We start from the raw sequence: 22,516 nt of genomic DNA, 5'->3' as shown, positions 1-22,516 counted from the left end.
AGGTGCCGATAACAGTTTACACGCAGGCATCACTTATTGAGGGCATGATGGATAACTTCCAGAAAGACATCGATGACAGGGCGAATCTTACTCTGTCGAACCGGTTTGAACTGTTGCTGTTTCGCCTTGGCACATCGTTAGATGCCGCTAAATCCGAGCTGTTTGGCATTAACGTTTTTAAATTGCGCGAAATCGTTCCGATGCCCACCTTTACCCGTCCTGCGGGAATGAAGCCGCCATTGCTTGGCATGGTCAATATCCGCGATCAGGTGATCCCGGTGATCGACCTCGCCGCTGTGGCCGGATGTAAGCCGGCAACAGGTCTCAATATTCTGCTGATCACCGAATATGCCCGTAGCGTGCAGGCATTTGCGGTTGAATCCGTAGAGAACATCATTCGCCTGGACTGGAAACAGGTTCACACCGCAGAGAAAGCGATCAACGGTCGCTATATCACCAGTATTGCCTGCCTGGATGAAGATAAGGATACCAACAACCTTGCGATGGTGCTGGATGTTGAGCAGATCCTGTATGACATCGTGCCTGCGGATCATGACGTACACGGCGATCACGTGCCGGATAAAAAATTCAATCTTAAACCGGGTTCTGTGGCTATCGTGGCAGAAGACTCCAAAGTGGCGCGCGCCATGCTGGAAAAAGGCCTCAACGCGATGCAAATTCCGAGCGCTATGCATATCACCGGTAAAGATGCCTGGGAGAAAATCCAGATCATGGCGCAGCAAGCTGAATCGGAAGGCGTGCCGGTAAGCGACAAGATTTCGATGGTATTAACCGACCTCGAAATGCCGGAGATGGATGGCTTCACCTTAACGCGTCTGATTAAAACCGACCCGCGTCTGAAGAACATTCCGGTGGTGATCCACTCATCGCTCTCCGGTAGCGCCAACGAAGATCACGTTCGCAAAGTGCAAGCGGATGGCTACGTCGCGAAGTTCGAAATTAACGAACTTTCCGCTGTGATTCAGGAAGTCCTCGACCGCGCGGCGAACAATATTCGTGGCCCGTTGATTAGCCACCATCAGATTGCCTCAACGCCGTTGCTGGCGAAGTAATATTCCCGAGACATCGTTATTGACCCCCATAAAAAAACCGCCGATATCGGCGGTTTTTCTTTTCATCTTCCGGCATTACATCATTGGCATCGCCAGTTGTACGATACTGATCAGCGGCTGCGGATAGATCCCCAGCAACAGCACCAACAGAGCAGAGATCAGCACCACAATACCGCCCGCGCTGTATGCCCAGTCAGACGGCGCATCGCGGTTCAGCTGTTGCGGCGCACTCAGATAGAGGCTCACCGCCACACGCAGGTAGTAGTACAAACCAATGGCAGAACCCAGAACGACGGCCCCCGTCAGCCACCACAGATGCGCCTGAACGCCCATCGCCAGAATGTAGAACTTACCGATAAAACCTAAGGTCATCGGAATACCGGCCAGCGACAACATCATCACGGTCATAACCGCAGAGAGGATCGGACGATGCCAGAACAGGCCACGATAGGAATAGAGCGATTCCGCATCCGGGCCGCGATAAGGGCTGGACATCAGGCTCACCACACCGAACGCGCCAAGGCTGCTGAACAGATACCCCGCCAGGTAAACACCGACGGTTTCCATCGACATCTGACCGCTTTGCAGTGCAATCAACGCCACCAGCAAATAGCCCAGGTGGGAGATGGAAGAGTAACCGAGCAGACGTTTGATATTGGTCTGGCTCAGCGCCATCAGGTTACCGAAGATGATGGAGGCAAAGGCGATAATGCCCAGTACCACACGAACGGCTTCACTGTTGCCAACCGGCGCGTAGAGGAACAGACGCATCACCACGCCAAAAATGGCGATCTTACTGGCAGTGGCCAGGAAAGTGGAAACCGGAGCAGGTGCGCCCTGGTAAACATCAGGCGTCCACAGGTGGAACGGCACCAGCGACAGTTTAAAGCCAAGGCCAACAATCATCAGCCCCAAACCGGTCAGCAACAGTGGTTCATGCAGCATGTTCTGACCCAGTGCTTTACCGATGGCGACAAACGCCAGGTTGCCGGTTTGCGCATACACCAGTGCAATACCAAACAGCAGGAATGAAGAGGCCGCTGCGGAAAGAATGGTGTATTTGATACTGGCTTCCAGCGAGCGTTTCTGACGGAAGGCGTAGCCTACCAGGCCAAACAACGGCAGCGAAATCAGTTCAATACCGAGGAACAGCGACGCCATATGGTTGGCGTTCGCCAGCAAAATGCCGCCCAGTGCGGCAATCAGCACCAGCAGATAGAACTCTTCTTTGTTGTCGGTGTAACCTTCCAGCCACGGATAGGCGAAAGTACAGGTGGCGAGGCTCGCCAGCAGCACCAGCCCGGTATACAGCATGGCATAGCCGTCAACGCGCATCAGCGGGGTAACATCCATCGCCCCCGCCTGACCGACAAACCACAGGGAAAGCAGCGCGACGTTGAGACCAATGACCGACAGCGTGGCATTAAGGAAATGGTTGCGTCGCCACGCAATGGAGAGCATCACAACCACCACCGTCAATCCGACGATCAGCAGCGGCAGCAGCGCAATCAGGTGTTGTGGAGTTATTGTCATGGCGATTTACGGCCTTGTAGTAGTAACGGAATTAACAAACCACTGCTGGATATTGCCCATCGCGGAATGCGAGGTATCCAGAATCGGCTGCGGATAGAAGCCGAGCAGTACCAGAAGCACGACCAGAATCAGGATCATAAACAGTTCGCGCAGTGACAACCCCGGCAACTCAGCGCTGGCCAGTTCGCTCTTCGCTTTACCGAAGTAGGCGCGATGCAGCATCGCCAGCGAGTAGACTGACGCAAAGACCAGACCGAAGGTGGAAATCACGGTGATCACTGGCACAACCTGATAGCTGCCGAAGAGGATCATAAACTCACCGACGAAGTTCCCCGTTCCCGGCATCCCAAGCGTTGCCACGGCAAAGAACATCGACAGCGCTGGCAGCCACTTAATCTTGCCCCACAGGCCGCCCATCATACGCATATCGCGGGTATGCAGGCGTTCATACAACTGGCCGCAGAGAATAAACAGACCCGCCGCAGAGAGGCCATGCGCAATCATCTGGATAACCGCGCCCTGGTATGCCAGCTGGCTACCGGTGTAAATCGCAATCAGCACGAAGCCCATGTGCGACACCGACGTGTAGGCAATCAGACGTTTGATATCGGTCTGGGTGAACGCCATCCACGCGCCGTAGAAAATACCGATAACACCCAGCCACATGGCGATTGGCGCAAACTCTGCCGATGCGTTCGGGAACAGCGGCAGCGAGAAGCGCAGCAGACCGTAGGCCGCCGTTTTCAGCAGGATCCCTGCGAGGTCCACGGAACCAGCTGTCGGCGCTTGCGAGTGCGCGTCCGGCAACCAGCCATGCAGCGGAACCACCGGCATTTTCACCGCAAAGGCAATGAAGAAGCCGAGCATTAACAGGTATTCGACATTGTCAGACATCGGCGTTTTCAGCAGATCCTGGTAGTCGAAGGTCCACACGCCCGTTGCGTTGTAGTGCACCAGCACCAGCGCCAGGATGGCAATCAACATCACCAGACCACTGGCCTGGGTATAGATGAAGAATTTGGTCGCGGCGGTAATACGCGTCTTCCCGTCGGAGGCTTTGTGGCCCCACAGTGCAATCAGGAAGTACATCGGCACCAGCATCATTTCCCAGAAGAAGAAGAAAAGGAACATGTCGATGGCAAGGAACACGCCGATAACGCCGCCCAGGATCCACATCAGGTTGAGATGGAAGAAGCCCTGGTATTTTTCGATTTCACGCCAGGAGCAAAGTACCGCCAGCACACCGAGGAAACCCGTCAGGGTCACCATCAGCAACGACAGGCCATCCAGACCGAGATGGATACTGATGCCAAAGCGCGGGATCCAGGCCAGTTTGAACGATTCCTGCCATTGCGGGAACTGGGTGGCCTGCGTCAGAGAGTAGCCGCCCTGCAACCAAAGGTGCAGAGAGAGCGCCAGCGTCAGTCCCATGGTAATCAGCGCGATCCAGCGCGGCACCTTCACGCCAAAGCGTTCGGTCTGCCAGCAGAGGAAGCCGCCGATAAAGGGGATGAGTATTAGCCAGGGTAATAACATGGCGGTGTATGTCCCTTATATTAATTCCTGTTCAGGCTATCGTGCTCGCCAGCCTGATTAGCAGGAATACTTACCTAAAATATGTTTTCATCGGAGGCGGAGATCCCGCCTCACAAATCGCACAAACTCAACGCAATACCATCAACAATGCCAGTACCACAACAGCGCCAATGCTCATTGAGGCAACATACCAGCGCAGGTATCCGTTCTCGCTGAACAGCAGACCTTTGCCTGCAAAGCGGGACAGAATCGCCGGGATGTTCATCAGTGCATTCAGCGGGTCGCTCTTCAGCAGCCATGCAACACCGAGGTACGGTTTGACGAATACGCGATCGTACAGCCAGTCGAAGCCCCAGGCATTGAACCACCAGGTACCGAAGAAGCGCCCTGCCGCACTGTTGGCAACCGAGGTCACCAGCGTGCGTTTACCCAGCCACAGCCAGGCAGCCAGCAGGATGCCGATGATCGCTACCGCGCCAGACGCCACTTCCAGCATCACCACGCTGCTGTGCGCAAGCTCGGTGGTATCCGGCAGTACGCCTTTCAGCGGCGGCACAATCATTGCGCCAATAAAGGTGGAGAGCACCAGCAGCACGATCAGCGGCAGATGATGGGTTATCCCCTTCCCTGCGTGCGCGTGAATTTGTTCTTTCCCGTGGAAAACGATGAAAATCAGGCGGAAGGTATACAGCGATGTCATAAACGCACCGACCAGGCCCGCGATCATCAGATTGATATGACCGTTAGCCACTGCGCCTGCCAGGATCTCATCTTTACTGAAGAAACCGGCGGTCAGCATCGGCAGCGCAGACAACGCTGCGCCCCCCACCAGGAAGCAAACATACACCAGCGGAATCGACTTACGCAGACCGCCCATTTTGAAGATGTTCTGTTCGTGATGGCAGGCGAGGATCACCGAACCGGACGACAGGAACAGCAGCGCTTTAAAGAACGCGTGCGTCATCAGGTGGAAAATCGCCGCATCCCATGCCTGCACGCCCAGCGCCAGGAACATGTAACCAATCTGGCTCATCGTCGAGTAGGCGAGTACGCGTTTGATATCCGTTTGCACCAGCGCGGCGAAACCGGCCATCAGCAACGTCACCGCACCGACAATACCCACCAGATGCAGCACATCCGGCGTCAGCAGGAACAAACCATGGGTACGGGCAATCAGGTAGACGCCCGCGGTCACCATGGTGGCGGCGTGGATCAGCGCTGAAACCGGGGTCGGACCAGCCATCGCATCCGCAAGCCAGGTTTGCAACGGCAACTGTGCAGATTTACCTACCGCACCGCCCAGCAACATCAGCGTTGCCCACGTCAGCATGGTGTTGCCATTCGCAAAGTGCTGCGGCGCGAGTTCCACCATTTCGCGGAAGTTCAGCGTGCCCAGTTCGTTGTAGAGAATGAACAGCGCAAACGCGAGGAACACATCACCAACACGGGTCACGACAAACGCTTTCATTGCCGCAGCGCCATTCTTCGGATCGGTGTAATAGAAACCGATCAGCAGGTAAGAGCACAGCCCCACGCCTTCCCAGCCGAGGTACATCAGCAACAGGTTATCGCCCAGCACCAGCACCACCATGCTCGCAATGAACAGGTTGGTGTAGGCGAAGAAACGAGAGTAGCCCTCTTCACCGCGCATATACCAGGAGGCAAACATGTGGATCAGGAAGCCAACGCCGGTCACCACCGACAGCATGGTTAACGACAGCCCGTCCAGCACCAGGTTGAAACCGATATTGAAATCGCCAACCGCCATCCAGGTCCACAGTGGTTTAGCGAAAGGCTGCTGACCGTTGTTGAAGAAATCAACGCCGGCAATCGCCGTGACCAGCGCCGCAAGGCCAATCGACCCTACCCCCACGGTAGCGGAGAGGTTTTCCGACCAGCGCCCGCGGGAAAAGGCCAGTAATACAAAGCCAATTAAAGGAAAAATAATGGTTAAGGCGAGCATGTTCATCCACGCATCTCACTTACTGAATCGATATTCAGATTCTGGCGGCGACGATGGAGTTGCAGCAGCAACGCCAGGCCAATGCTCGCTTCCGCAGCCGCGAGGCTGATCGCGAGGATATACATTACCTGACCGTCGGTCTGGCCCCAGTAGCTGCCCGCGACCACAAAGGCCAGCGCGGCGGCGTTAATCATGATTTCCAGCCCAATCAGCATAAACAGCAGATTGCGGCGGATAACCAGACCGGTTAACCCCAAAACAAACAAAATCGCAGCGAGGATCAGTCCATGTTGCAAGGGGATCATGCGCGCTCCTCCGTTTTTCTTTTTGCGCGGTCGTCAGCGCGATTGCTCAGCACTTCGCCCATACGATCTTCACGCCCTACGTGGAAGGCGACAACCAGACCGGCCAGCAGCAGCATCGACGCCAGCTCGACCGCCAGTACGTAAGGACCAAACAGCGTGATGCCGACCTCTTTCGCATTGATCGGCGTACCGTCGATGCCCTGATCGTTCACGCCGAGAATGGCATAAATCATCACCACCAGCAGAATGGCGGAGAGCAGTGCCGGACCTACCCAGATTTGCGGAGAGAGCCAGTTGCGCTCCTGCTCGACAACGGTATTGCCCAGGTTAAGCATCATCACCACGAACACAAACAGCACCATGATGGCCCCGGCGTAAACGATGATCTCCAGCGCACCGGCGAAGTACGCGCCGAGTGAGAAGAAGACCCCGGCAATCGCCAACAGGGACACAATCAGGTACAGCAACGCATGCACCGGGTTGGTATGCGTAATCACGCGAACCGTCGTCAGGATGGCGACCAGGCCACAGATATAAAAAGCGAACTCCATTGCCCTCTCCTTACGGTAACAGGCTCTTGACGTCGATAGGCTTGGCTTCGTTTTCCGCTTCACCTTTATCTTTGCCGTCGATTGCCATACCTGCCATCCGGTAGAAGTTATATTCCGGGTATTTGCCCGGACCGGAGATCAGCAGATCCTCTTTTTCGTACACCAAATCCTGACGCTTAAACTCGCCCATTTCGAAATCCGGCGTGAGCTGAATAGCCGTTGTCGGGCACGCTTCTTCACACAGGCCGCAGAAGATGCAGCGCGAGAAGTTGATACGGAAAAACTCCGGATACCAGCGCCCATCCTGCATCTCCGCTTTTTGCAACGAAATACAGCCTACCGGACAGGCTACCGCGCACAGGTTACAGGCAACGCAGCGCTCGGAACCGTCCGGATCGCGCGTCAGCACAATACGGCCACGGTAGCGCGGCGGCAGGTAAACCGGCTCTTCCGGATACATCCGGGTTTCGCGTTTCGCAAACGCGTGCAGGCCAATCATCCAGATACTACGGACCTGGGTGCCGAAGCCCACGATTAATTCTTTTAATGTCATGGTCTTTTCACCCCTTATTGCGCTTGCCAGAGAATGACAGCCGCCGTTCCCAGCAAGTTAATCAGCGTCAGCGGCAGGCAGACTTTCCAGCCGAACGACATCACCTGGTCATAACGCGGACGCGGTAACGCAGCGCGGATCAAAATAAACATCATCATAAAGAACGCGGTTTTCAGCGCGAACCAGATGAATGGCGGTAAGAACGGCCCGTGCCAGCCACCGAAGAACAGCGTAACCATCAAGGCGGAAATGGTGACGATACCGATGTATTCACCGACGAAGAACAGACCGAACTTCATGCCGGAATATTCGATGTGGTAACCATCCGCCAGTTCCTGCTCCGCTTCCGGCTGGTCAAACGGATGGCGGTGACACACCGCCACGCCCGCGATAGCAAACGTCACAAAACCGAAGAACTGCGGGATAACGTTCCACAACCCTGCCTGGCTGTTGACGATGTCGGTCATATTGAATGAACCGGCCTGCGCAACCACGCCCATCAGGGAAAGCCCGAGGAACACTTCGTAGCTCAGCGTTTGCGCAGATGCACGCATCGCCCCCAGCAAAGAGTATTTGTTGTTGCTCGACCAGCCAGCAAACAGCACCGCGTAGACGGCCAGGCCTGCCATCATCAGGAAGAAGAGGATGCCGATGTTCAGGTCGGCCACCACCCAGGTGGGGCTGACCGGCACAATGGCAAACGCTAACAGCAGCGAGGTAAACGCAATCATTGGCGCAAGGGTGAAGATCACGCGATCCGAGAATTGCGGGATCCAGTCCTCTTTAAAGAACATCTTGATCATGTCCGCCACCAGTTGGAGTGAGCCACCCCAGCCGACGCGGTTCGGTCCGTAACGGTTCTGGAACAGACCCAGCAGACGACGTTCGCCAAAGCTCATAAATGCGCCGCAGGTGACCACCACCAGCAGGATCACCACCGCCTTCAGGATGCTTAACAGAATGTCGATAACATCCGGTGTTAACCAGCTCATGCTTGCGCCTCCTGCAGATTTTCAAGACGTGCTCCGGCCAGCACCGGCGCAATGCCAGGCATGCCCATCGGCAAACCGACCTGCCCTGCCGCCAGACCTTCGGAAACCTGCAACGGCAGGCTGATAGTCTGCCCTTCGTAGGTGAAGGAGATATGCGCACCCGCGTTAACGCCAAGCTTCGCCGCATCGAGCGGGTTAAGCTTGATGTACGGCTGCGGCATACGGCTCTGGAACACCGGCGAACGCTGCGACATTTCGTCACTGCCGAACAGATGGTAGTACGGGGCGATACGCCATTTACCGTCCTGCGCTTCAAACGCGCCCGGTACGGAAGTGAAGTAATCCAGCCCTGTTTCAGAGGCTTCAATCAGGCGTACGCCCGGATCGCCATGACGCAAGTGACCACCCACTTCATCCTGGAATTTGTTCCAGGCCTGCGGTGAGTTCCAGCCCGGCGCCCACGCAAATGGGATTTGCGAACGCGGTGCGGACGGCTGGTTGTTCCCTTCCATGGAGAAGGCGAACATGGTGTCTTTGTCCTGCGGCTGACGCGGTTCATGCACGCTGATATTAGCGCGCATCGCGGTGCGTCCGCTGTAGCGATGCGGTTCACGCGCCAGTTTCTGCCCACGAATACGGAAGCTGGCATCCGGCGCGGCGTCTTTAATACCGGCCAGTTGCGGCAAGGCTTCTACCGCTGCGTCGATCACATGGTCAAGCTGCGTCCAGTCCACTTCGCGGTTTTGCACGGTGCTGTGCAGGGAGTGCAGCCAGCGCCAGCTTTCCAGCATCAGGGTTTTGCTGTCGTAATAGCTCGGGTCATATACCTGGAAGAAGCGCTGCGCGCGGCCTTCGTTGTTGATGACCGTACCGTCGCTTTCCGCAAAACTTGCGGCGGAGAGCACCAGGTGCGCCTTGTCCATGATCGCCGTGCGCTGGTGGTCAATCACCAGTACCAGTGGTGCTTTCGCCAGTGCGGCGTCAACGCGGGCTGCGCTGGCGTGACGGTGCAGGTCGTTTTCCAGCACCACTACCGCGTCTGCGCTGCCGCTTTCCAGCTCAGCCAGGGCTTCATCGAGGCTACCGCCACCGATCAGGCCAAGACCCATACTGTTCACCGAGCGGGCAATCATCGTCACGCCGACATCGGAACCACGGCCTTTCAGCGCTTTGGCGACGTTTGCCGCCGCGTGGATCACGTCGGCACTCCCGGCGTTCGTACCGGAAATAATCAGCGGTTTTTTCGCCCCGGCCAGCGCCTGAACGATAACATCCACTTTGCTCTTCAGGTCGTTGCTCAGGCCGTCAACCGCCGGAGCAGAATCATCCAGTGCGTGCGCGATAGCGAAGCCTAACCGCGCCTGATCTTCCACCGGAGCGCAGTAGGTCCACGCGGCGATATCGTCCAGGCGGGTGCTGTCGACGTTGGTGACGAACAGCGGATGTTTGGCGCGCTGACCAATGTTCATGATCGCGGCAATCTGCCAGTCAGCGACTTTTTGCGCCGCCGCCATTTCACGGGCTTTGCCTTTCACCGCCTGACGGACAGCCAGAGAGACGCGCGCGCCCGTCTGGGTGATGTCTTCGCCCAGGATCAGCACCGCGTCATAGGATTCGATTTCGCGCAGCGCCGGCGTACGGATACCGCCTTCGCGCAGCACTTTCAGCGCCAGCTCCAGGCGTTGTTGCTCGCCTTTCGCAATGCCGGTATAGAAGTTTTCCGCACCGACCAGTTCACGCAGCGCAAAGTTGCTCTCCACGCTGGCGCGCGGGGAACCAATACCAATCACTTTCTTCGACTGACGTAAAATATCCGCTGCGCCCTGCATCGCCTGCTCGGCGTTCAGGGTGATCAGATCGTCGCCACGACGTTGAACCGGCTGACGCGGACGGTCTTTCAGGTTGACGTAGCCGTAGCCGAAACGGCCGCGGTCGCACAGGAAGTAATGGTTAACCGTACCGTTGTAACGGTTTTCGATGCGACGCAGTTCACCGTAACGTTCGCCCGGGCTGGTGTTGCAACCCAGTGAGCACTGCTGGCAGATGCTCGGTGCGAACTGCATGTCCCACTTACGGTTGTAACGCTCGGAGTGAGTTTTATCCGTGAATACGCCTGTCGGGCAGATTTCCACCAGGTTGCCGGAGAATTCGCTTTCCAGCACGCCGTCTTCCGGGCGCCCAAAGTAGACGTTATCGTGCGCGCCATACACGCCAAGATCCGTGCCGTCTGCGTAGTCTTTGTAGTAACGCACGCAGCGATAGCAGGCGATGCAGCGGTTCATTTCATGAGAGATGAACGGCCCCAGATCCTGATTGCGGTGAGTACGTTTGGTAAAACGATAGCGACGGAAGCTGTGACCGGTCATCACGGTCATATCCTGCAGGTGGCAGTTGCCCCCCTCTTCGCAAACCGGACAGTCGTGCGGGTGGTTGGTCATCAACCACTCCACGACGCTTTCGCGGAATTGCTTCGCTTCATCATCGTCGATCGAAATGAAAGTACCGTCGGATGCCGGTGTCATACAGGACATCACCAGGCGGCCACGCGTGTCTTCCGCGTTTTGATATTGCTTCACCGCACACTGGCGGCACGCACCCACGCTCCCCAGCGCCGGATGCCAGCAAAAATAAGGAATATCAAGGCCCAGGGAGAGACATGCCTCAAGCAGGTTGTCCGCCCCATTTACCTCGTATTCTTTGCCGTCTACATGAATAGTAGCCATTAGCATGCTTCCAGTTGTCTCAGTCAGCGACTGAGAGTTAATCAAAATTCTGTTCGCGTCCCCTCACCGGTTCAGGATGAGGGGAGAACCATTACCAGCGCGCTTTCAGCAAGTTTGGCTGGATACCGCCAATCGCATGGGTATTGCTGAATTGCTGTTTGATGCCCGCTTCAAACTCTTCGCGGAAATATTTAATCGCGCTCTGTAACGGTTCTACCGCACCTGGCGCATGCGCGCAGAAGGTTTTACCCGGCCCGAGTTGTCGACACAGTTGCTCAAGTGTCTCGATATCTCCGGGCTGGCCTTCACCGCGCTCCAGCGCTCGCAGGATTTTTACGCTCCACGGCAGGCCGTCGCGGCATGGCGTACACCAACCGCACGATTCGCGGGCGAAGAACTCTTCCAGGTTACGCACCAGCGAAACCATATTGATTTCGTGGTCAACGGCCATCGCCAGCGATGTGCCCAGACGGCTTCCCGCTTTACCGATGCTTTCGAACTCCATCGGCAGGTCGAGGTGTGCTTCGGTCAGAAAGTCAGTACCCGCGCCGCCCGGCTGCCAGGCTTTAAACTTCAGGCCATCGCGCATGCCGCCCGCGTAATCTTCAAGAATTTCGCGTGCCGTGGTGCCGAACGGCAGTTCCCACAGACCGGGGTTTTTCACGCGGCCGGAGAAGCCCATCAGCTTGGTGCCAGCATCTTTGCTGGTCGAAATGTTCTGATACCACTCAACGCCGTTCGCCAGGATTGCCGGGACGTTGCACAGGGTTTCGACGTTGTTAACACAGGTCGGTTTCCCCCACGCGCCGGAGCTTGCCGGGAAGGGCGGTTTGGAACGCGGGTTAGCACGGCGGCCTTCCAGCGAGTTAATCAGCGCGGTCTCTTCACCACAGATATAACGCCCGGCGCCGGTATGCACGAACAGCTCAAAATCAAAACCGGTGCCGAGGATATTTTTACCCAGCAGTCCGGCTTCCGTCGCTTCGGCAATGGCGCGACGCAGGTGAACCGCCGCTTCAATGTATTCGCCGCGCAGGAAGATATAGCCACGGTACGCTTTCAGCGCGAATGCCGAGATCAGCATGCCTTCCACCAGCAGGTGCGGCAGTTGCTCCATCAGCAGGCGGTCTTTATAGGTGCCCGGCTCCATTTCATCCGCGTTACACAGCAGGTAGCGGATATTCATGGATTCATCTTTCGGCATCAGACTCCACTTCAGCCCCGTGGAGAAGCCCGCGCCGCCGCGGCCTTTCAGACCGGAGTCTTTTACCGCATTGACGATCTCGTCCGGCGCCATGCCCGTCAACGCTTTACGCGCACCGGCATAGCCATTTTTGCTCTGATACTCGTCCAGCCACACCGGCTGTTTGTCATCACGCAGACGCCAGGTCAGCGGATGGGTTTCGGGAGTACGGATAACTGTTTTCATTTATACCGCTCCAGTAAATCAGGGATCCCTTCCGGTGTAAGATGACTGTGGGTGTCTTCATCAATCATCATGTTCGGGCCTTTGTCGCAGTTGCCCAGACAGCAGGTCGGCAGCAGCGTAAAACGACCATCGAACGTGGTCTGGCCTGGCTTGATTTTCAGGTGACTTTCAATCGCCGACTGAATGCCCTGGTACCCGGTGATATGACACACCACGCTGTCGCAATAGCGAATAACGTGGCGGCCTACCGGCTGGCGGAAGATCTGGCTATAGAATGTCGCCACGCCTTCAACGTCGCTCGCCGGGATCCCCAGAACATCAGCAATGGCATAAATCGCGCCATCCGGCACCCAGCCACGCTGCTTCTGAACGATTTTCAGCGCTTCAATGGACGCCGCACGCGGGTCTTCGTAGTGGTGCTTTTCGTGCTCAATTGCCTCACGCTCTGCCGCACTCAGCTCAAAAGCCTCGGTTTGTGGTTGTTGATTCTCGTGCATAATTAGCGGTCCACATCTGACATAACAAAATCGATACTACCCAGATAAACGATAAGGTCAGAGACCAGGCTGCCGCGGATCGCCGACGGGATTTGCTGCAGGTGCGCAAAGCTCGGTGTACGAACGCGAGTGCGGTAGCTCATGGTGCTGCCATCGCTGGTCAGGTAGTAACTGTTAATACCCTTGGTTGCCTCGATCATCTGGAAGGATTCGTTTGCCGGCATCACCGGGCCCCACGAAACCTGCAGGAAGTGAGTAATCAGGGTTTCGATATGTTGCAGCGTGCGCTCTTTCGGCGGCGGCGTGGTCAGCGGGTGATCCGCTTTGAACGGGCCTTCCGGCATGTTGTTCAGGCACTGCTCAAGGATGCGCAGGCTCTGGCGCAGCTCTTCAACTTTCAGCATCACGCGGGTGTAACAGTCGCTGACGCCACCGCCCACCGGCACTTCAAAGTCAAAGTTCTCGTAACCGGAGTACGGGCGTGCTTTACGCACGTCGAAGTTGATACCGGTTGCACGCAGGCCAGCGCCGGTGGTGCCCCACTCCAGCGCCTCTTTTGCGCCGTAAGCGGCAACGCCCTGGGAGCGGCCTTTCAGAATGGTGTTACGCAGCGCCGCTTTCTCGTAGGAAGCCAGACGTTTTGGCATCCAGTCGAGGAACTCGCGCAGCAGTCGATCCCAACCACGCGGCAGATCGTGCGCGACGCCGCCGATGCGGAACCAGGCCGGGTGCATACGGAAACCGGTAATTGCTTCCACCAGATCGTAGATTTTTTGACGATCGGTAAAGGCGAAGAACACCGGCGTCATCGCGCCTACGTCCTGAATAAAGGTTGAGATATACAGCAGGTGGCTGTTGATGCGGAACAACTCAGAGAGCATCACGCGGATGACGTTAACGCGATCCGGCACCGTGATGCCCGCCAGTTTTTCCACCGCCAGCACATAAGGCATTTCGTTGACGCAGCCGCCGAGGTACTCGATACGGTCGGTATAAGGAATGTAGCTGTGCCAGGACTGGCGCTCACCCATTTTTTCCGCACCGCGATGGTGGTAACCGATGTCCGGTACGCAATCGACGATCTCTTCGCCATCCAGTTGCAGAATAATGCGGAACGCACCGTGCGCGGAGGGGTGGTTCGGCCCGAGGTTGAGGAACATAAAGTCCTCATTGTCGGTACCGCGCTTCATGCCCCAGTCTTCCGGTTTAAAGGTCAGCGACTCCATCTCCAGATCCTGCTTGGCTTTGGTCAGCTCAAACGGATCGAATTCGGTGGCGCGCGCCGGGTAATCTTTACGCAATGGATGACCCGTCCAGGTCTGCGGCATCATAATGCGCGTCAAGTGCGGGTGACCGTTAAAGGTTACGCCAAACATCTCCCAGGTTTCACGCTCATACCAGTTGGCGTTCGGGAAGATTTTGGTAATAGTCGGCAGATTCAGATCGTTTTCCGACAGCGCCACTTTCAGCATGATGTCGCGGTTGCGATCGATAGAAATCAGGTGATAGAAAACGGAAAAATCCGCGGCGGGCAAACCGGCGCGGTGAGTGCGCAGACGTTCGTCCATGCCGTGCAGGTCGAACAGCATGACGTAAGGCTTCGGCAGTTTCTTTAAAAAATCGAAAACTTCCAGTAATTGCTCACGCTTAACCCAGACTACGGGTACCCCGGTGCGGGTCGCCTGAACGGTAAAGGCATCCGGCCCAAAACGGTTGCGCAACTCGCCAATGACCGGATCATCCAGATGATCCCGGGTCTGCCATGCGGCTTCTTGCGCAGTTAAATCGGTCATATTGTTCACCATTGCAAAGGGTCCGTGGTGACTGTCAGGTATGGCTTCGCGTTATTGGATTATTGAAATGCGAAGTTTTTTCCACTACCCACAGGCGCAAATTAAATCTCGTCCGGCGTACGCAGATTGGTCACGGCGATGCGTTCGCCACGCTTACGGTCGCGTTCAGACTGCATATTGGCGCGGTAAACGCCCTGATCGCCTACCACCCATGAGAGCGGACGACGTTCTTTGCCGATCGATTCCTGCAACAGCATCAGCGCCTGCATATAGGCTTCTGGACGCGGCGGGCAGCCTGGGATGTACACATCCACCGGGATAAATTTGTCGACGCCCTGCACAACAGAATAGATGTCATACATGCCACCGGAGTTCGCGCAGGCTCCCATGGAGATAACCCACTTCGGTTCAAGCATCTGGTCGTAAAGACGCTGAATAACCGGCGCCATCTTGGTAAAGCAGGTACCCGCCACCACCATCAGGTCGGCCTGACGAGGAGAGGCGCGCAGCACTTCTGCACCAAAACGCGCAACGTCATGCACCGCAGTAAACGACGTCACCATCTCTACATAGCAACATGACAGGCCAAAGTTATAAGGCCAAATTGAGTTTTTACGGCCCCAGTTCACCATATCGTGCAGGGCATTTTCGAGCTTGCCCATATACACGCTACGGTTGATCTCTTGTTCCAGGGGGTCGGTTACGATCTCCTGTTTTTGCAGGGGGTAACGGTCGTTCTCACCGTTAGGATCTATGCGGGTGAGCGTATAATCCATCTTATTGCCTCGCGGTTAGCGTTGACTGTCAGTGTAGCTGTTGGTCTCTGGATTCATTTGCTCGCGGCGCGAACGCACGGGCGTCCAGTCCAGCGCGCCAATACGCACCAGATAAACAAGACCAGCCAGCAGCACTAAAATGAAAATTGCGGCTTCGACAAAACCGACCCAACCACTCTCGCGAATGGAGGTTGACCATGCGAATAAATAGAGCGCTTCAACGTCGAAGATGACGAAGAACATGGCCACCAGGTAGAACTTGGCGGACAGGCGTAAACGAGCGGAACCGACAGAATCGATACCCGATTCGAAAGGAACGTTTTTGTGCCTCGCGCGCGCGCGACCGCCTAAAAACCGACCGCCAATCAGCATGAAACAGCACAGGCCGATGGCGACAATAAGAAAGATAGCGAATGCCCAATGATGAGCGATGATTTCAGTGGATGTTGACATACGCATTGCTTAACTCAAAAGGTAGCGTTAAAACCTCTGCTCTTGCTGGCAGATGACGCCACATCGATTCACGGGGAGGAATAAAAAACCACACATTTACTGTGTAAATAGCAAGTACAGCTAAACGATGTGGGTTTTTACTCCTTTCTATAACCTTTTGTCAACTTTAACAAAAGTTTACTCACATTAGTTTACATCGGCAGCAATCCATTAACATTTAATGCCGTTTTCGTGTTCAGCCTCGAGCTTTACCGAAAAAAAAACCGGTGTTGAATCGTGTCCGTTGTGAGTTTTCATCAATATTACCCTCCCATTTTGACAGGATTTTGTCCGGATTCCTCCCCCTCTGCGGGAGTATTTTCTTGATCTGTGACACGCTTTTGTTAATTCATCACTAAAAACGGCAACAATCCGGTGTGATTTTTAACATGAACAGAAGGTATGAAAAACTATAGTTGATAAAGGGATATTTTGCTGTGAAGGGGATTAACGTATTGAAAAAAATAATCATTTATTTGATCAATAATTCACTTGATCATTATTTGTTCAAAAAATGAACCAATGGCATTAATTTTCCTGTCAGTGGTTCATTTTTGCACTTACATTTTGTTACGAGATTTTGGAGCGAATGTTATCCAAAGTCCCCTTCAATAATGAGGGAGTCACCTCCCCCTTCGGTGGTACTGCTTCCGTAATGCCAGGGATTCTGATAATGCTCCATCGCCTGGAAAATAACCTGCGCCAGTTCATTCTGACTATGCGGGTTATAGCAAAGAAGGTATTCCGTATCGGGCAGCATCGGCAAACCATCAGCCCGCCCCAACACGCGCAATTCCGGGCTCATCATTTCCACCGGCCGCGCGGTCACGCCCAGCCCCGCTTTTACCGCCGCTTTAACGGCAGAAAGCGTGGAGGCAACGTAGGCCATCCGCCAGGGGATGTCGGCATCATTCAGTGCGTTGATCACCATATCGCGAAACGCGCTGGGCTCATCCAGCAATACCAGCGGCACCGCTTCGCCTTTTTGCAGCACATATTCTGCAGAACAGTACCAGTGGGTTGGCGAGGTGCGTAGCGTCATTGCATCAAATTGCCCGGAGCGATGGGTTGTCACCACAAGATCAACGTCGTGATCCTGCAGACGATCGCCGGAGAGAGGATTGCGTTTGACGCGAACATCAAGCGCCAGTTTCGGATATACCGAGCTTATACGATTAAGCAGAAACGGCAGAATAGTATCGGCGGATTCATCAGAAGCGCCAATAGTAAGTACCCCCTGAAGATTGCTGAACATCAACGATGTACAGGCTTCATCATTGAAACGTAAAATCTTTCTTGCATAGCCCAGTAACTGAATACCATGCTCGGTCAAGAGTTTATTACGACCATGACGGGCGAAAAGTTCTTTTCCCACTAACTGCTCCAGTCGCTGCATTTGCTGACTTACAGCAGACTGGGTGCGACAGACTGCGGCAGCCGCCGCAGCAAAGGTGTTAAGATCAGCGACCGCAACGAATGTTCTCAGCAGATCGAGGTCGAGATTCAGTATCGGACGATTTGCATTTATCATAATTTTTCACTTACGGGTTGCTCGCGCGGAGTTACCCGGGTTTATGCTGTGCTCGTAAGATTAAGTAATTCCATTTAAAAAGTGCATCCTGCAAAGTCAAGACCAGTATCACCCTGACTTTAAGTTCTGTGTTTATAGTTCGCTGTCTGAGGCAGGCTGAACTCAATGACTTTATTTTGCATACTCCCATTCCTTTTAGATATATAAACCATGCCAAAACGTGTTAATCCTTTTAAGGAAAAACATTTTTACGCAACATTCGCGGCCATACATAGCACAGGCGTCATATACAACCAGTTCATATGACTGATTGGGAGTAAAAACCATTAATAACAAATAACTAAAATTAAGAAATATCCCACAGAAAAGGCAAGGCCTTTTGCTTATGAACCATTTCCAGCACCTCTAAGTTTAACCTAAAACCCTTATATTTATAAGCATTATTGCGGATAATCTTAAGCCAAAAAAATGACATGATACCCAACTTAGTTATATTAATATTAATGATAGTCATAGTTCCCATTCTCAATATTAAATAGCTATTATTTGAGGATCAGTCCAACTATTAATAATGCTTAACATTGCGCTCACACCTCCCCCTCTTTCCCCCTACCAGAAATGATGATTCCCCCACGCCATCATTCAGATTTTTCGTAGAAAACGCCCTGGCCAGAGCATCATCATGCCAAACACATACTGAACAAATGGATTTTAACAACACAAAATAATAGACAAAGACATGATATCAATACCAACAACCAGTCGTAAGTGAAAAAACAGTCTAATCAACAGACAAATAGCCAACACAACAGTTAAAAAGTCGTTAACTCAAAAAGAGTTAAGACAAAATCTTCTCCTGCTGACCCTTCAAAACCGACGGACGTGGGAGTACATTGTTCCGTGCTCACTTCCACGGCAGGCAGTGACAAACTCTAGCTAAAAGGTCAAAGGTTCATGTCCTCCATCGAAAAATCCAGCAAATTAGATAACGTCTGTTACGACATCCGTGGTCCGGTTCTGAAAGAAGCAAAGCGACTGGAAGAAGAAGGCAATAAGGTTCTTAAACTTAACATCGGTAACCCTGCCCCCTTTGGCTTCGAGGCGCCGGATGAAATACTGGTCGATGTGATTCGTAATCTGCCTGGCGCGCAAGGTTACTGCGATTCCAAAGGGCTGTACTCGGCCCGCAAAGCAATCATGCAGCACTATCAGGCGCGCGGGATGCGCGAAGTCACTGTCGAAGACATTTATATAGGCAATGGTGTTTCTGAACTGATTGTGCAGTCGATGCAGGCGCTGCTGAACAGCGGCGACGAAATGCTGGTTCCCGCTCCGGACTACCCCCTGTGGACCGCTGCAGTATCACTCTCCAGCGGGAAAGCCGTGCACTACTTATGTGATGAGTCGTCGGACTGGTTCCCTGACCTCGATGACATTCGCGCGAAAATCACCCCTCGCACCCGCGGCATTGTGATCATCAACCCGAATAACCCTACCGGCGCGGTTTACTCAAAAGCGCTGCTGATGGAGATTGTTGAGATTGCGCGTCAGCATAACCTGATCATTTTTGCTGACGAAATCTACGACAAAATCCTCTACGACGACGCTGAACACCACTCAATCGCGGCGATGGCGCCGGACCTGTTTACCATCACGTTTAATGGTCTGTCCAAAACTTACCGCGTGGCCGGATTCCGCCAGGGCTGGATGGTATTGAGCGGGCCGAAAAAGCACGCCAAAGGCTATATTGAAGGGCTGGAGATGCTGGCCTCAATGCGCCTGTGCGCCAACGTACCGGCACAGCACGCCATTCAGACAGCGCTTGGCGGTTACCAGAGTATTAGCGAGTTTATTGTGCCGGGCGGTCGTCTGTACGAACAGCGCAACCGCGCCTGGGAGTTGATCAACGACATTCCTGGCGTTTCCTGCGTGAAGCCAAACGGTGCGTTGTATATGTTCCCGAAAATCGACGCAAAACGTTTTAATATTCATGACGATCAGAAAATGGTGCTCGACTTCCTGCTGCAAGAAAAAGTGCTGCTGGTACAAGGGTCGGCATTTAACTGGCCGTGGCCGGATCATGTGCGTATTGTAACCCTGCCGCGTGAAGACGATCTGGAAATGGCCATTACCCGTTTTGGTCGTTTCCTTTCCGGTTACCATCAGTAAGGACTGTGGGGGGCGGATTTGCATCTTCCCCCACTCTCTGCGCACAATGACTCAGGTCGCAGTCACAGACAAGGTTAACTATGAGTCAGAGTCATTTCTTCGCGCATCTTTCCCGCCTTAAACTCATCAATCGCTGGCCGCTGATGCGCAACGTGCGCACGGAAAATGTGTCAGAGCATAGCCTGCAGGTGGCGATGGTCGCCCATGCGCTGGCGGTGATCAAAAACCGCAAATTCAACGGACAGGTGAATGCCGAGCGTATTGCACTGTTGGCGATGTATCACGATGCCTCGGAAGTACTGACCGGGGATCTCCCCACGCCCGTGAAGTATTTCAACTCGCAGATTGCGCAGGAATACAAAGCCATTGAGAAAATTGCCCAGCAAAAACTGGTTGAAATGATTCCGGAAGAGCTGCGGGATGTATTTACCCCGCTGATCGATGAACGTCACTACAGCGAAGAAGAAAAAGCGCTGGTGAAACAGGCAGATGCCCTGTGTGCGTATCTGAAATGTCTGGAGGAACTTTCCGCTGGCAATAATGAATTCGGGCTGGCAAAAACGCGTCTGGAGAAGACGCTGGACGCCCGCCGTAGCCCGGAAATGGATTACTTCATGCAGGTGTTCGTGCCAAGTTTTCATCTCTCGCTGGATGAAATCAGCGAGGACTCGCCACTGTAATAAGCCGTCAGCCGGGCGATCCCGGCTGACTGTTCAAAATGGAAACAGCACCGGGATCAGCAGCGCGCAAACCACCATTACCAACAGGGTGAACGGCACGCCGATTTTAACAAAATCGCTGAACTGATAGTTGCCAGGCCCCAACACCAGCGTATTCACCGGTGAGGAGACCGGCGTCATAAACGCAGCCGACGCGGCCATCGCCACCATCATGGCAAACGGATAGGGTGAAACCCCCATTGATTTTGCCGCCGCCAGCGCAATAGGCGCCATCAGTACCGCCGTCGCGGTGTTAGAAATAAACAGGCCGATCAACGCACACATCATAAACAGACAGATCAGCATCAGGTGCGGCCCGTAACCGCCTCCCACATCCATCAGCCCTTTTACCACCAAATCCACACCGCCGGTTTTTTGCAGCGCCAGTGCAAACGGCATCATCCCGACAATCAAAATAATGCTTGGCCAGTGGATCGCTTTATACGCGCTTTCAGCATCAATACAGCGGAATTTACCCATCAGCAAACAGGCAACAATCGCCGCAACCGGATTGGGAATTTCGTCTGTCAGCATCAGCGCCACCATCAGCATCAGGCAGAAGATCGCATGCGGCGCCTGGCTATGCGCCGGAGACGCTGCGCTCTCTTCGACAGGCAGATTCAGCACCACAAAATCGCGACCGTGCGAACCCAGTTGGCTAATGAGTTTCCAGTTGCCCACCACCAGAATGACATCGCCCAACTGCAAGGGTTCATCCGTAACGGCCCCTTCCCGGGCTTCGCCATCGCGCTTCAGGCCCACAACATTCAGGCCATAGCGAGTACGAAAGCCGATTTCGCGCACCGTTTTACCGGTTAATTCCGAATCCGGAATAAGCGTCACTTCCGCCATGCCAACATCCAGCGCCTGATCGGAGAAATATTCACCGCGCAGGATCATCGGCTCTAAAAGTTGCTCAGCACAGAACTCGCGCAGATCGACCTCTGCGGCAGACATATCGATCAACAGCACATCGCGGGCGCGGAATTCAGAAACCCCATTCACATTGACGATCACCCGCCGAAAACGCCGCCAGCGTTCAACACCAATAATGTTTGCACCATAGCGCTCACGTAGCCGCAAATCATCAAGACGCTGGCCAATCATCGGCGAACCAGGACGGATAGCCAGGCGACGCGCCCGGCCGGTGAGGTGATACTCTTTGATCAGATCGCGGAAAGTACGGTGTCTCCAGCCCTCGCGCAGTACACCTTCCTCTTCGCCTTTCAGCATAAAACGCATCAGCAGCATATAAATGATGCCGAGCAGCAGGATCACCAGACCTAACGGCGTGACGCTGAAAAAACCGAATCCCTGCAACCCTTCCCGCAGTAACTCACTGTTAACAACCAGGTTTGGTGGTGTGGCAACCAGCGTCATCATGCCGCTGATTAACCCGGCAAAACTGAGCGGCATCATCAAACGCGAAGGCGAGGTTTGCATGCGCATCGACACGCTGAGCACAACGGGGATAAAAATCGCCACCACACCGGTGGAGCTCATAAAGGCACCAAGACCGGCCGCGGTCAGCATCAGCAGCACCAGCATTTTACTTTCACTGCTGCCGGCCATTTTCACCAGCCAGGTGCCCATATTGGTTGCCACGCCGGTGCGAACCAGGCCATCGCCGATAATAAACAGTGCGGCGATCAGAATGACGTTAGGATCGCTAAAACCGGAAAAGGCTTCCGATAGCGTCAGCGTGCCGCTCAGAATAAAAGCAACAATCACAAACAGTGCTACCGCGTCCATGCGTACTTTGCCCGTTGCGAAAAGCACAACGGCGATACCCAACAGACACAAAACCCAGATCAGTTCACCGTTCACAACGTATCCTTGTCAGTTGATAGTGAGAAAATAGTGCCATAAAAAAACCCCACA

General features: G+C 54.3%; 18 protein-coding genes. 3 read left to right on the top strand and 15 right to left on the bottom strand.

The genetic code is table 11. From position 1 onward, the window contains the following. Window positions 1-47 precede the first annotated feature (47 nt). Window positions 48-1,073 carry a chemotaxis protein gene (locus ACQ3G7_RS01730; protein ID WP_430888887.1) on the top strand — a complete coding sequence of 342 codons (1,026 nt, stop codon included), beginning with the start codon at window positions 48-50 and terminating at the stop codon, window positions 1,071-1,073. 75 nt (window positions 1,074-1,148) lie between these two features. On the opposite strand, the gene nuoN is transcribed toward ACQ3G7_RS01730, so the two are convergent. The 14 genes from nuoN to lrhA all read right to left on the bottom strand — a co-directional run bounded on the left by nuoN (window position 1,149) and on the right by lrhA (window position 17,747). After that, the gene (nuoN, locus tag ACQ3G7_RS01725; protein WP_263100034.1) at window positions 1,149-2,606 is read right to left on the bottom strand and encodes an NADH-quinone oxidoreductase subunit NuoN; all 1,458 of its coding nucleotides are present in this window, start codon (window positions 2,604-2,606) and stop codon (window positions 1,149-1,151) included. Window positions 2,607-2,612: 6 nt separating this feature from the next. Further along, window positions 2,613-4,142, bottom strand: a complete 1,530-nt coding sequence (gene nuoM, locus ACQ3G7_RS01720) for an NADH-quinone oxidoreductase subunit M (RefSeq protein WP_430888615.1) — start codon at window positions 4,140-4,142, stop codon at window positions 2,613-2,615. 127 nt (window positions 4,143-4,269) lie between these two features. Then, complete coding sequence (gene nuoL, locus ACQ3G7_RS01715; RefSeq protein WP_263100032.1) at window positions 4,270-6,111, bottom strand: NADH-quinone oxidoreductase subunit L; 1,842 nt, start codon at window positions 6,109-6,111, stop codon at window positions 4,270-4,272. Further along, window positions 6,108-6,410, bottom strand: coding sequence for an NADH-quinone oxidoreductase subunit NuoK (gene nuoK, locus ACQ3G7_RS01710; protein WP_002463445.1), 303 nt, complete (start codon window positions 6,408-6,410; stop codon window positions 6,108-6,110). The genes nuoL and nuoK overlap by 4 nt, the downstream gene beginning before the upstream one ends. Beyond that, complete coding sequence (nuoJ, locus tag ACQ3G7_RS01705) at window positions 6,407-6,961, bottom strand: NADH-quinone oxidoreductase subunit J (RefSeq protein WP_430888614.1); 555 nt, start codon at window positions 6,959-6,961, stop codon at window positions 6,407-6,409. Before nuoJ ends, nuoK begins: the two co-directional genes overlap by 4 nt. Before the next feature lie 10 nt (window positions 6,962-6,971). Next, window positions 6,972-7,514 (bottom strand): NADH-quinone oxidoreductase subunit NuoI, encoded by a 543-nt coding sequence (gene nuoI, locus ACQ3G7_RS01700; RefSeq protein ID WP_061493927.1) that lies wholly within the window; start codon window positions 7,512-7,514, stop codon window positions 6,972-6,974. Between the two features lie 14 nt (window positions 7,515-7,528). Further along, a complete protein-coding gene (gene nuoH, locus ACQ3G7_RS01695) occupies window positions 7,529-8,506 on the bottom strand; it encodes an NADH-quinone oxidoreductase subunit NuoH (RefSeq protein WP_263100030.1) in 978 nt (325 codons plus the stop codon). Then, the gene (gene nuoG, locus ACQ3G7_RS01690; protein WP_430888613.1) at window positions 8,503-11,229 is read right to left on the bottom strand and encodes an NADH-quinone oxidoreductase subunit NuoG; all 2,727 of its coding nucleotides are present in this window, start codon (window positions 11,227-11,229) and stop codon (window positions 8,503-8,505) included. The genes nuoH and nuoG overlap by 4 nt, the downstream gene beginning before the upstream one ends. 91 nt (window positions 11,230-11,320) lie before the next feature. Continuing rightward, window positions 11,321-12,658, bottom strand: a complete 1,338-nt coding sequence (gene nuoF, locus ACQ3G7_RS01685; RefSeq protein ID WP_263100028.1) for an NADH-quinone oxidoreductase subunit NuoF — start codon at window positions 12,656-12,658, stop codon at window positions 11,321-11,323. Beyond that, window positions 12,655-13,155 carry an NADH-quinone oxidoreductase subunit NuoE gene (gene nuoE / locus ACQ3G7_RS01680; protein ID WP_039058775.1) on the bottom strand — a complete coding sequence of 167 codons (501 nt, stop codon included), beginning with the start codon at window positions 13,153-13,155 and terminating at the stop codon, window positions 12,655-12,657. Before nuoE ends, nuoF begins: the two co-directional genes overlap by 4 nt. A 2-nt stretch (window positions 13,156-13,157) precedes the next feature. Further along, complete coding sequence (nuoC, locus tag ACQ3G7_RS01675) at window positions 13,158-14,960, bottom strand: NADH-quinone oxidoreductase subunit C/D (protein ID WP_430888612.1); 1,803 nt, start codon at window positions 14,958-14,960, stop codon at window positions 13,158-13,160. Between the two features lie 89 nt (window positions 14,961-15,049). Beyond that, window positions 15,050-15,724 carry an NADH-quinone oxidoreductase subunit NuoB gene (gene nuoB, locus ACQ3G7_RS01670; protein ID WP_007371088.1) on the bottom strand — a complete coding sequence of 225 codons (675 nt, stop codon included), beginning with the start codon at window positions 15,722-15,724 and terminating at the stop codon, window positions 15,050-15,052. 15 nt (window positions 15,725-15,739) lie between these two features. Further along, window positions 15,740-16,183, bottom strand: a complete 444-nt coding sequence (nuoA, locus tag ACQ3G7_RS01665; protein WP_263100026.1) for an NADH-quinone oxidoreductase subunit NuoA — start codon at window positions 16,181-16,183, stop codon at window positions 15,740-15,742. 625 nt (window positions 16,184-16,808) lie between these two features. After that, on the bottom strand, window positions 16,809-17,747 hold the full coding sequence (lrhA, locus tag ACQ3G7_RS01660) for a transcriptional regulator LrhA (protein WP_430888611.1): 939 nt from the start codon (window positions 17,745-17,747) through the stop codon (window positions 16,809-16,811). Between the two features lie 954 nt (window positions 17,748-18,701). Between lrhA and alaA the strand changes: the two genes are divergently transcribed. Beyond that, the gene (gene alaA, locus ACQ3G7_RS01655) at window positions 18,702-19,916 is read left to right on the top strand and encodes an alanine transaminase AlaA (RefSeq protein ID WP_430888610.1); all 1,215 of its coding nucleotides are present in this window, start codon (window positions 18,702-18,704) and stop codon (window positions 19,914-19,916) included. A gap of 80 nt (window positions 19,917-19,996) precedes the next feature. Beyond that, window positions 19,997-20,596, top strand: a complete 600-nt coding sequence (gene yfbR, locus ACQ3G7_RS01650; protein ID WP_061493920.1) for a 5'-deoxynucleotidase — start codon at window positions 19,997-19,999, stop codon at window positions 20,594-20,596. A gap of 33 nt (window positions 20,597-20,629) precedes the next feature. Here the strand turns inward: yfbR and ACQ3G7_RS01645 are convergent, their stop codons facing one another. Then, window positions 20,630-22,462: an SLC13 family permease gene (locus ACQ3G7_RS01645; protein ID WP_430888609.1), complete on the bottom strand. Its 1,833-nt coding sequence runs from the start codon at window positions 22,460-22,462 to the stop codon at window positions 20,630-20,632. Window positions 22,463-22,516 lie beyond the last annotated feature (54 nt).

It is taken from the genome of Kosakonia sp. N21, assembly GCF_050587465.1.
Classification (GTDB): Bacteria; Pseudomonadota; Gammaproteobacteria; order Enterobacterales; family Enterobacteriaceae.
The sequence above is the reverse complement of the archived record's forward strand: the minus strand, read 5'-3'. Positions and strand labels throughout refer to the sequence as shown.

Excerpts from the sequence above, each read along its gene's own strand:
- ACQ3G7_RS01730 (WP_430888887.1), top strand. The coding sequence starts at position 48 with ATGGATAACTTCCAGAAAGACATCGATGACAGGGCGAATCTTACTCTG.
- nuoN (WP_263100034.1), bottom strand. The coding sequence starts at position 2,606 with ATGACAATAACTCCACAACACCTGATTGCGCTGCTGCCGCTGCTGATC.
- nuoM (WP_430888615.1), bottom strand. The coding sequence starts at position 4,142 with ATGTTATTACCCTGGCTAATACTCATCCCCTTTATCGGCGGCTTCCTC.
- nuoL (WP_263100032.1), bottom strand. The coding sequence starts at position 6,111 with ATGAACATGCTCGCCTTAACCATTATTTTTCCTTTAATTGGCTTTGTA.
- nuoK (WP_002463445.1), bottom strand. The coding sequence starts at position 6,410 with ATGATCCCCTTGCAACATGGACTGATCCTCGCTGCGATTTTGTTTGTT.
- nuoJ (WP_430888614.1), bottom strand. The coding sequence starts at position 6,961 with ATGGAGTTCGCTTTTTATATCTGTGGCCTGGTCGCCATCCTGACGACG.
- nuoI (WP_061493927.1), bottom strand. The coding sequence starts at position 7,514 with ATGACATTAAAAGAATTAATCGTGGGCTTCGGCACCCAGGTCCGTAGT.
- nuoH (WP_263100030.1), bottom strand. The coding sequence starts at position 8,506 with ATGAGCTGGTTAACACCGGATGTTATCGACATTCTGTTAAGCATCCTG.
- nuoG (WP_430888613.1), bottom strand. The coding sequence starts at position 11,229 with ATGGCTACTATTCATGTAGACGGCAAAGAATACGAGGTAAATGGGGCG.
- nuoF (WP_263100028.1), bottom strand. The coding sequence starts at position 12,658 with ATGAAAACAGTTATCCGTACTCCCGAAACCCATCCGCTGACCTGGCGT.
- nuoE (WP_039058775.1), bottom strand. The coding sequence starts at position 13,155 with ATGCACGAGAATCAACAACCACAAACCGAGGCTTTTGAGCTGAGTGCG.
- nuoC (WP_430888612.1), bottom strand. The coding sequence starts at position 14,960 with ATGGTGAACAATATGACCGATTTAACTGCGCAAGAAGCCGCATGGCAG.
- nuoB (WP_007371088.1), bottom strand. The coding sequence starts at position 15,724 with ATGGATTATACGCTCACCCGCATAGATCCTAACGGTGAGAACGACCGT.
- nuoA (WP_263100026.1), bottom strand. The coding sequence starts at position 16,183 with ATGCGTATGTCAACATCCACTGAAATCATCGCTCATCATTGGGCATTC.
- lrhA (WP_430888611.1), bottom strand. The coding sequence starts at position 17,747 with ATGATAAATGCAAATCGTCCGATACTGAATCTCGACCTCGATCTGCTG.
- alaA (WP_430888610.1), top strand. The coding sequence starts at position 18,702 with ATGTCCTCCATCGAAAAATCCAGCAAATTAGATAACGTCTGTTACGAC.
- yfbR (WP_061493920.1), top strand. The coding sequence starts at position 19,997 with ATGAGTCAGAGTCATTTCTTCGCGCATCTTTCCCGCCTTAAACTCATC.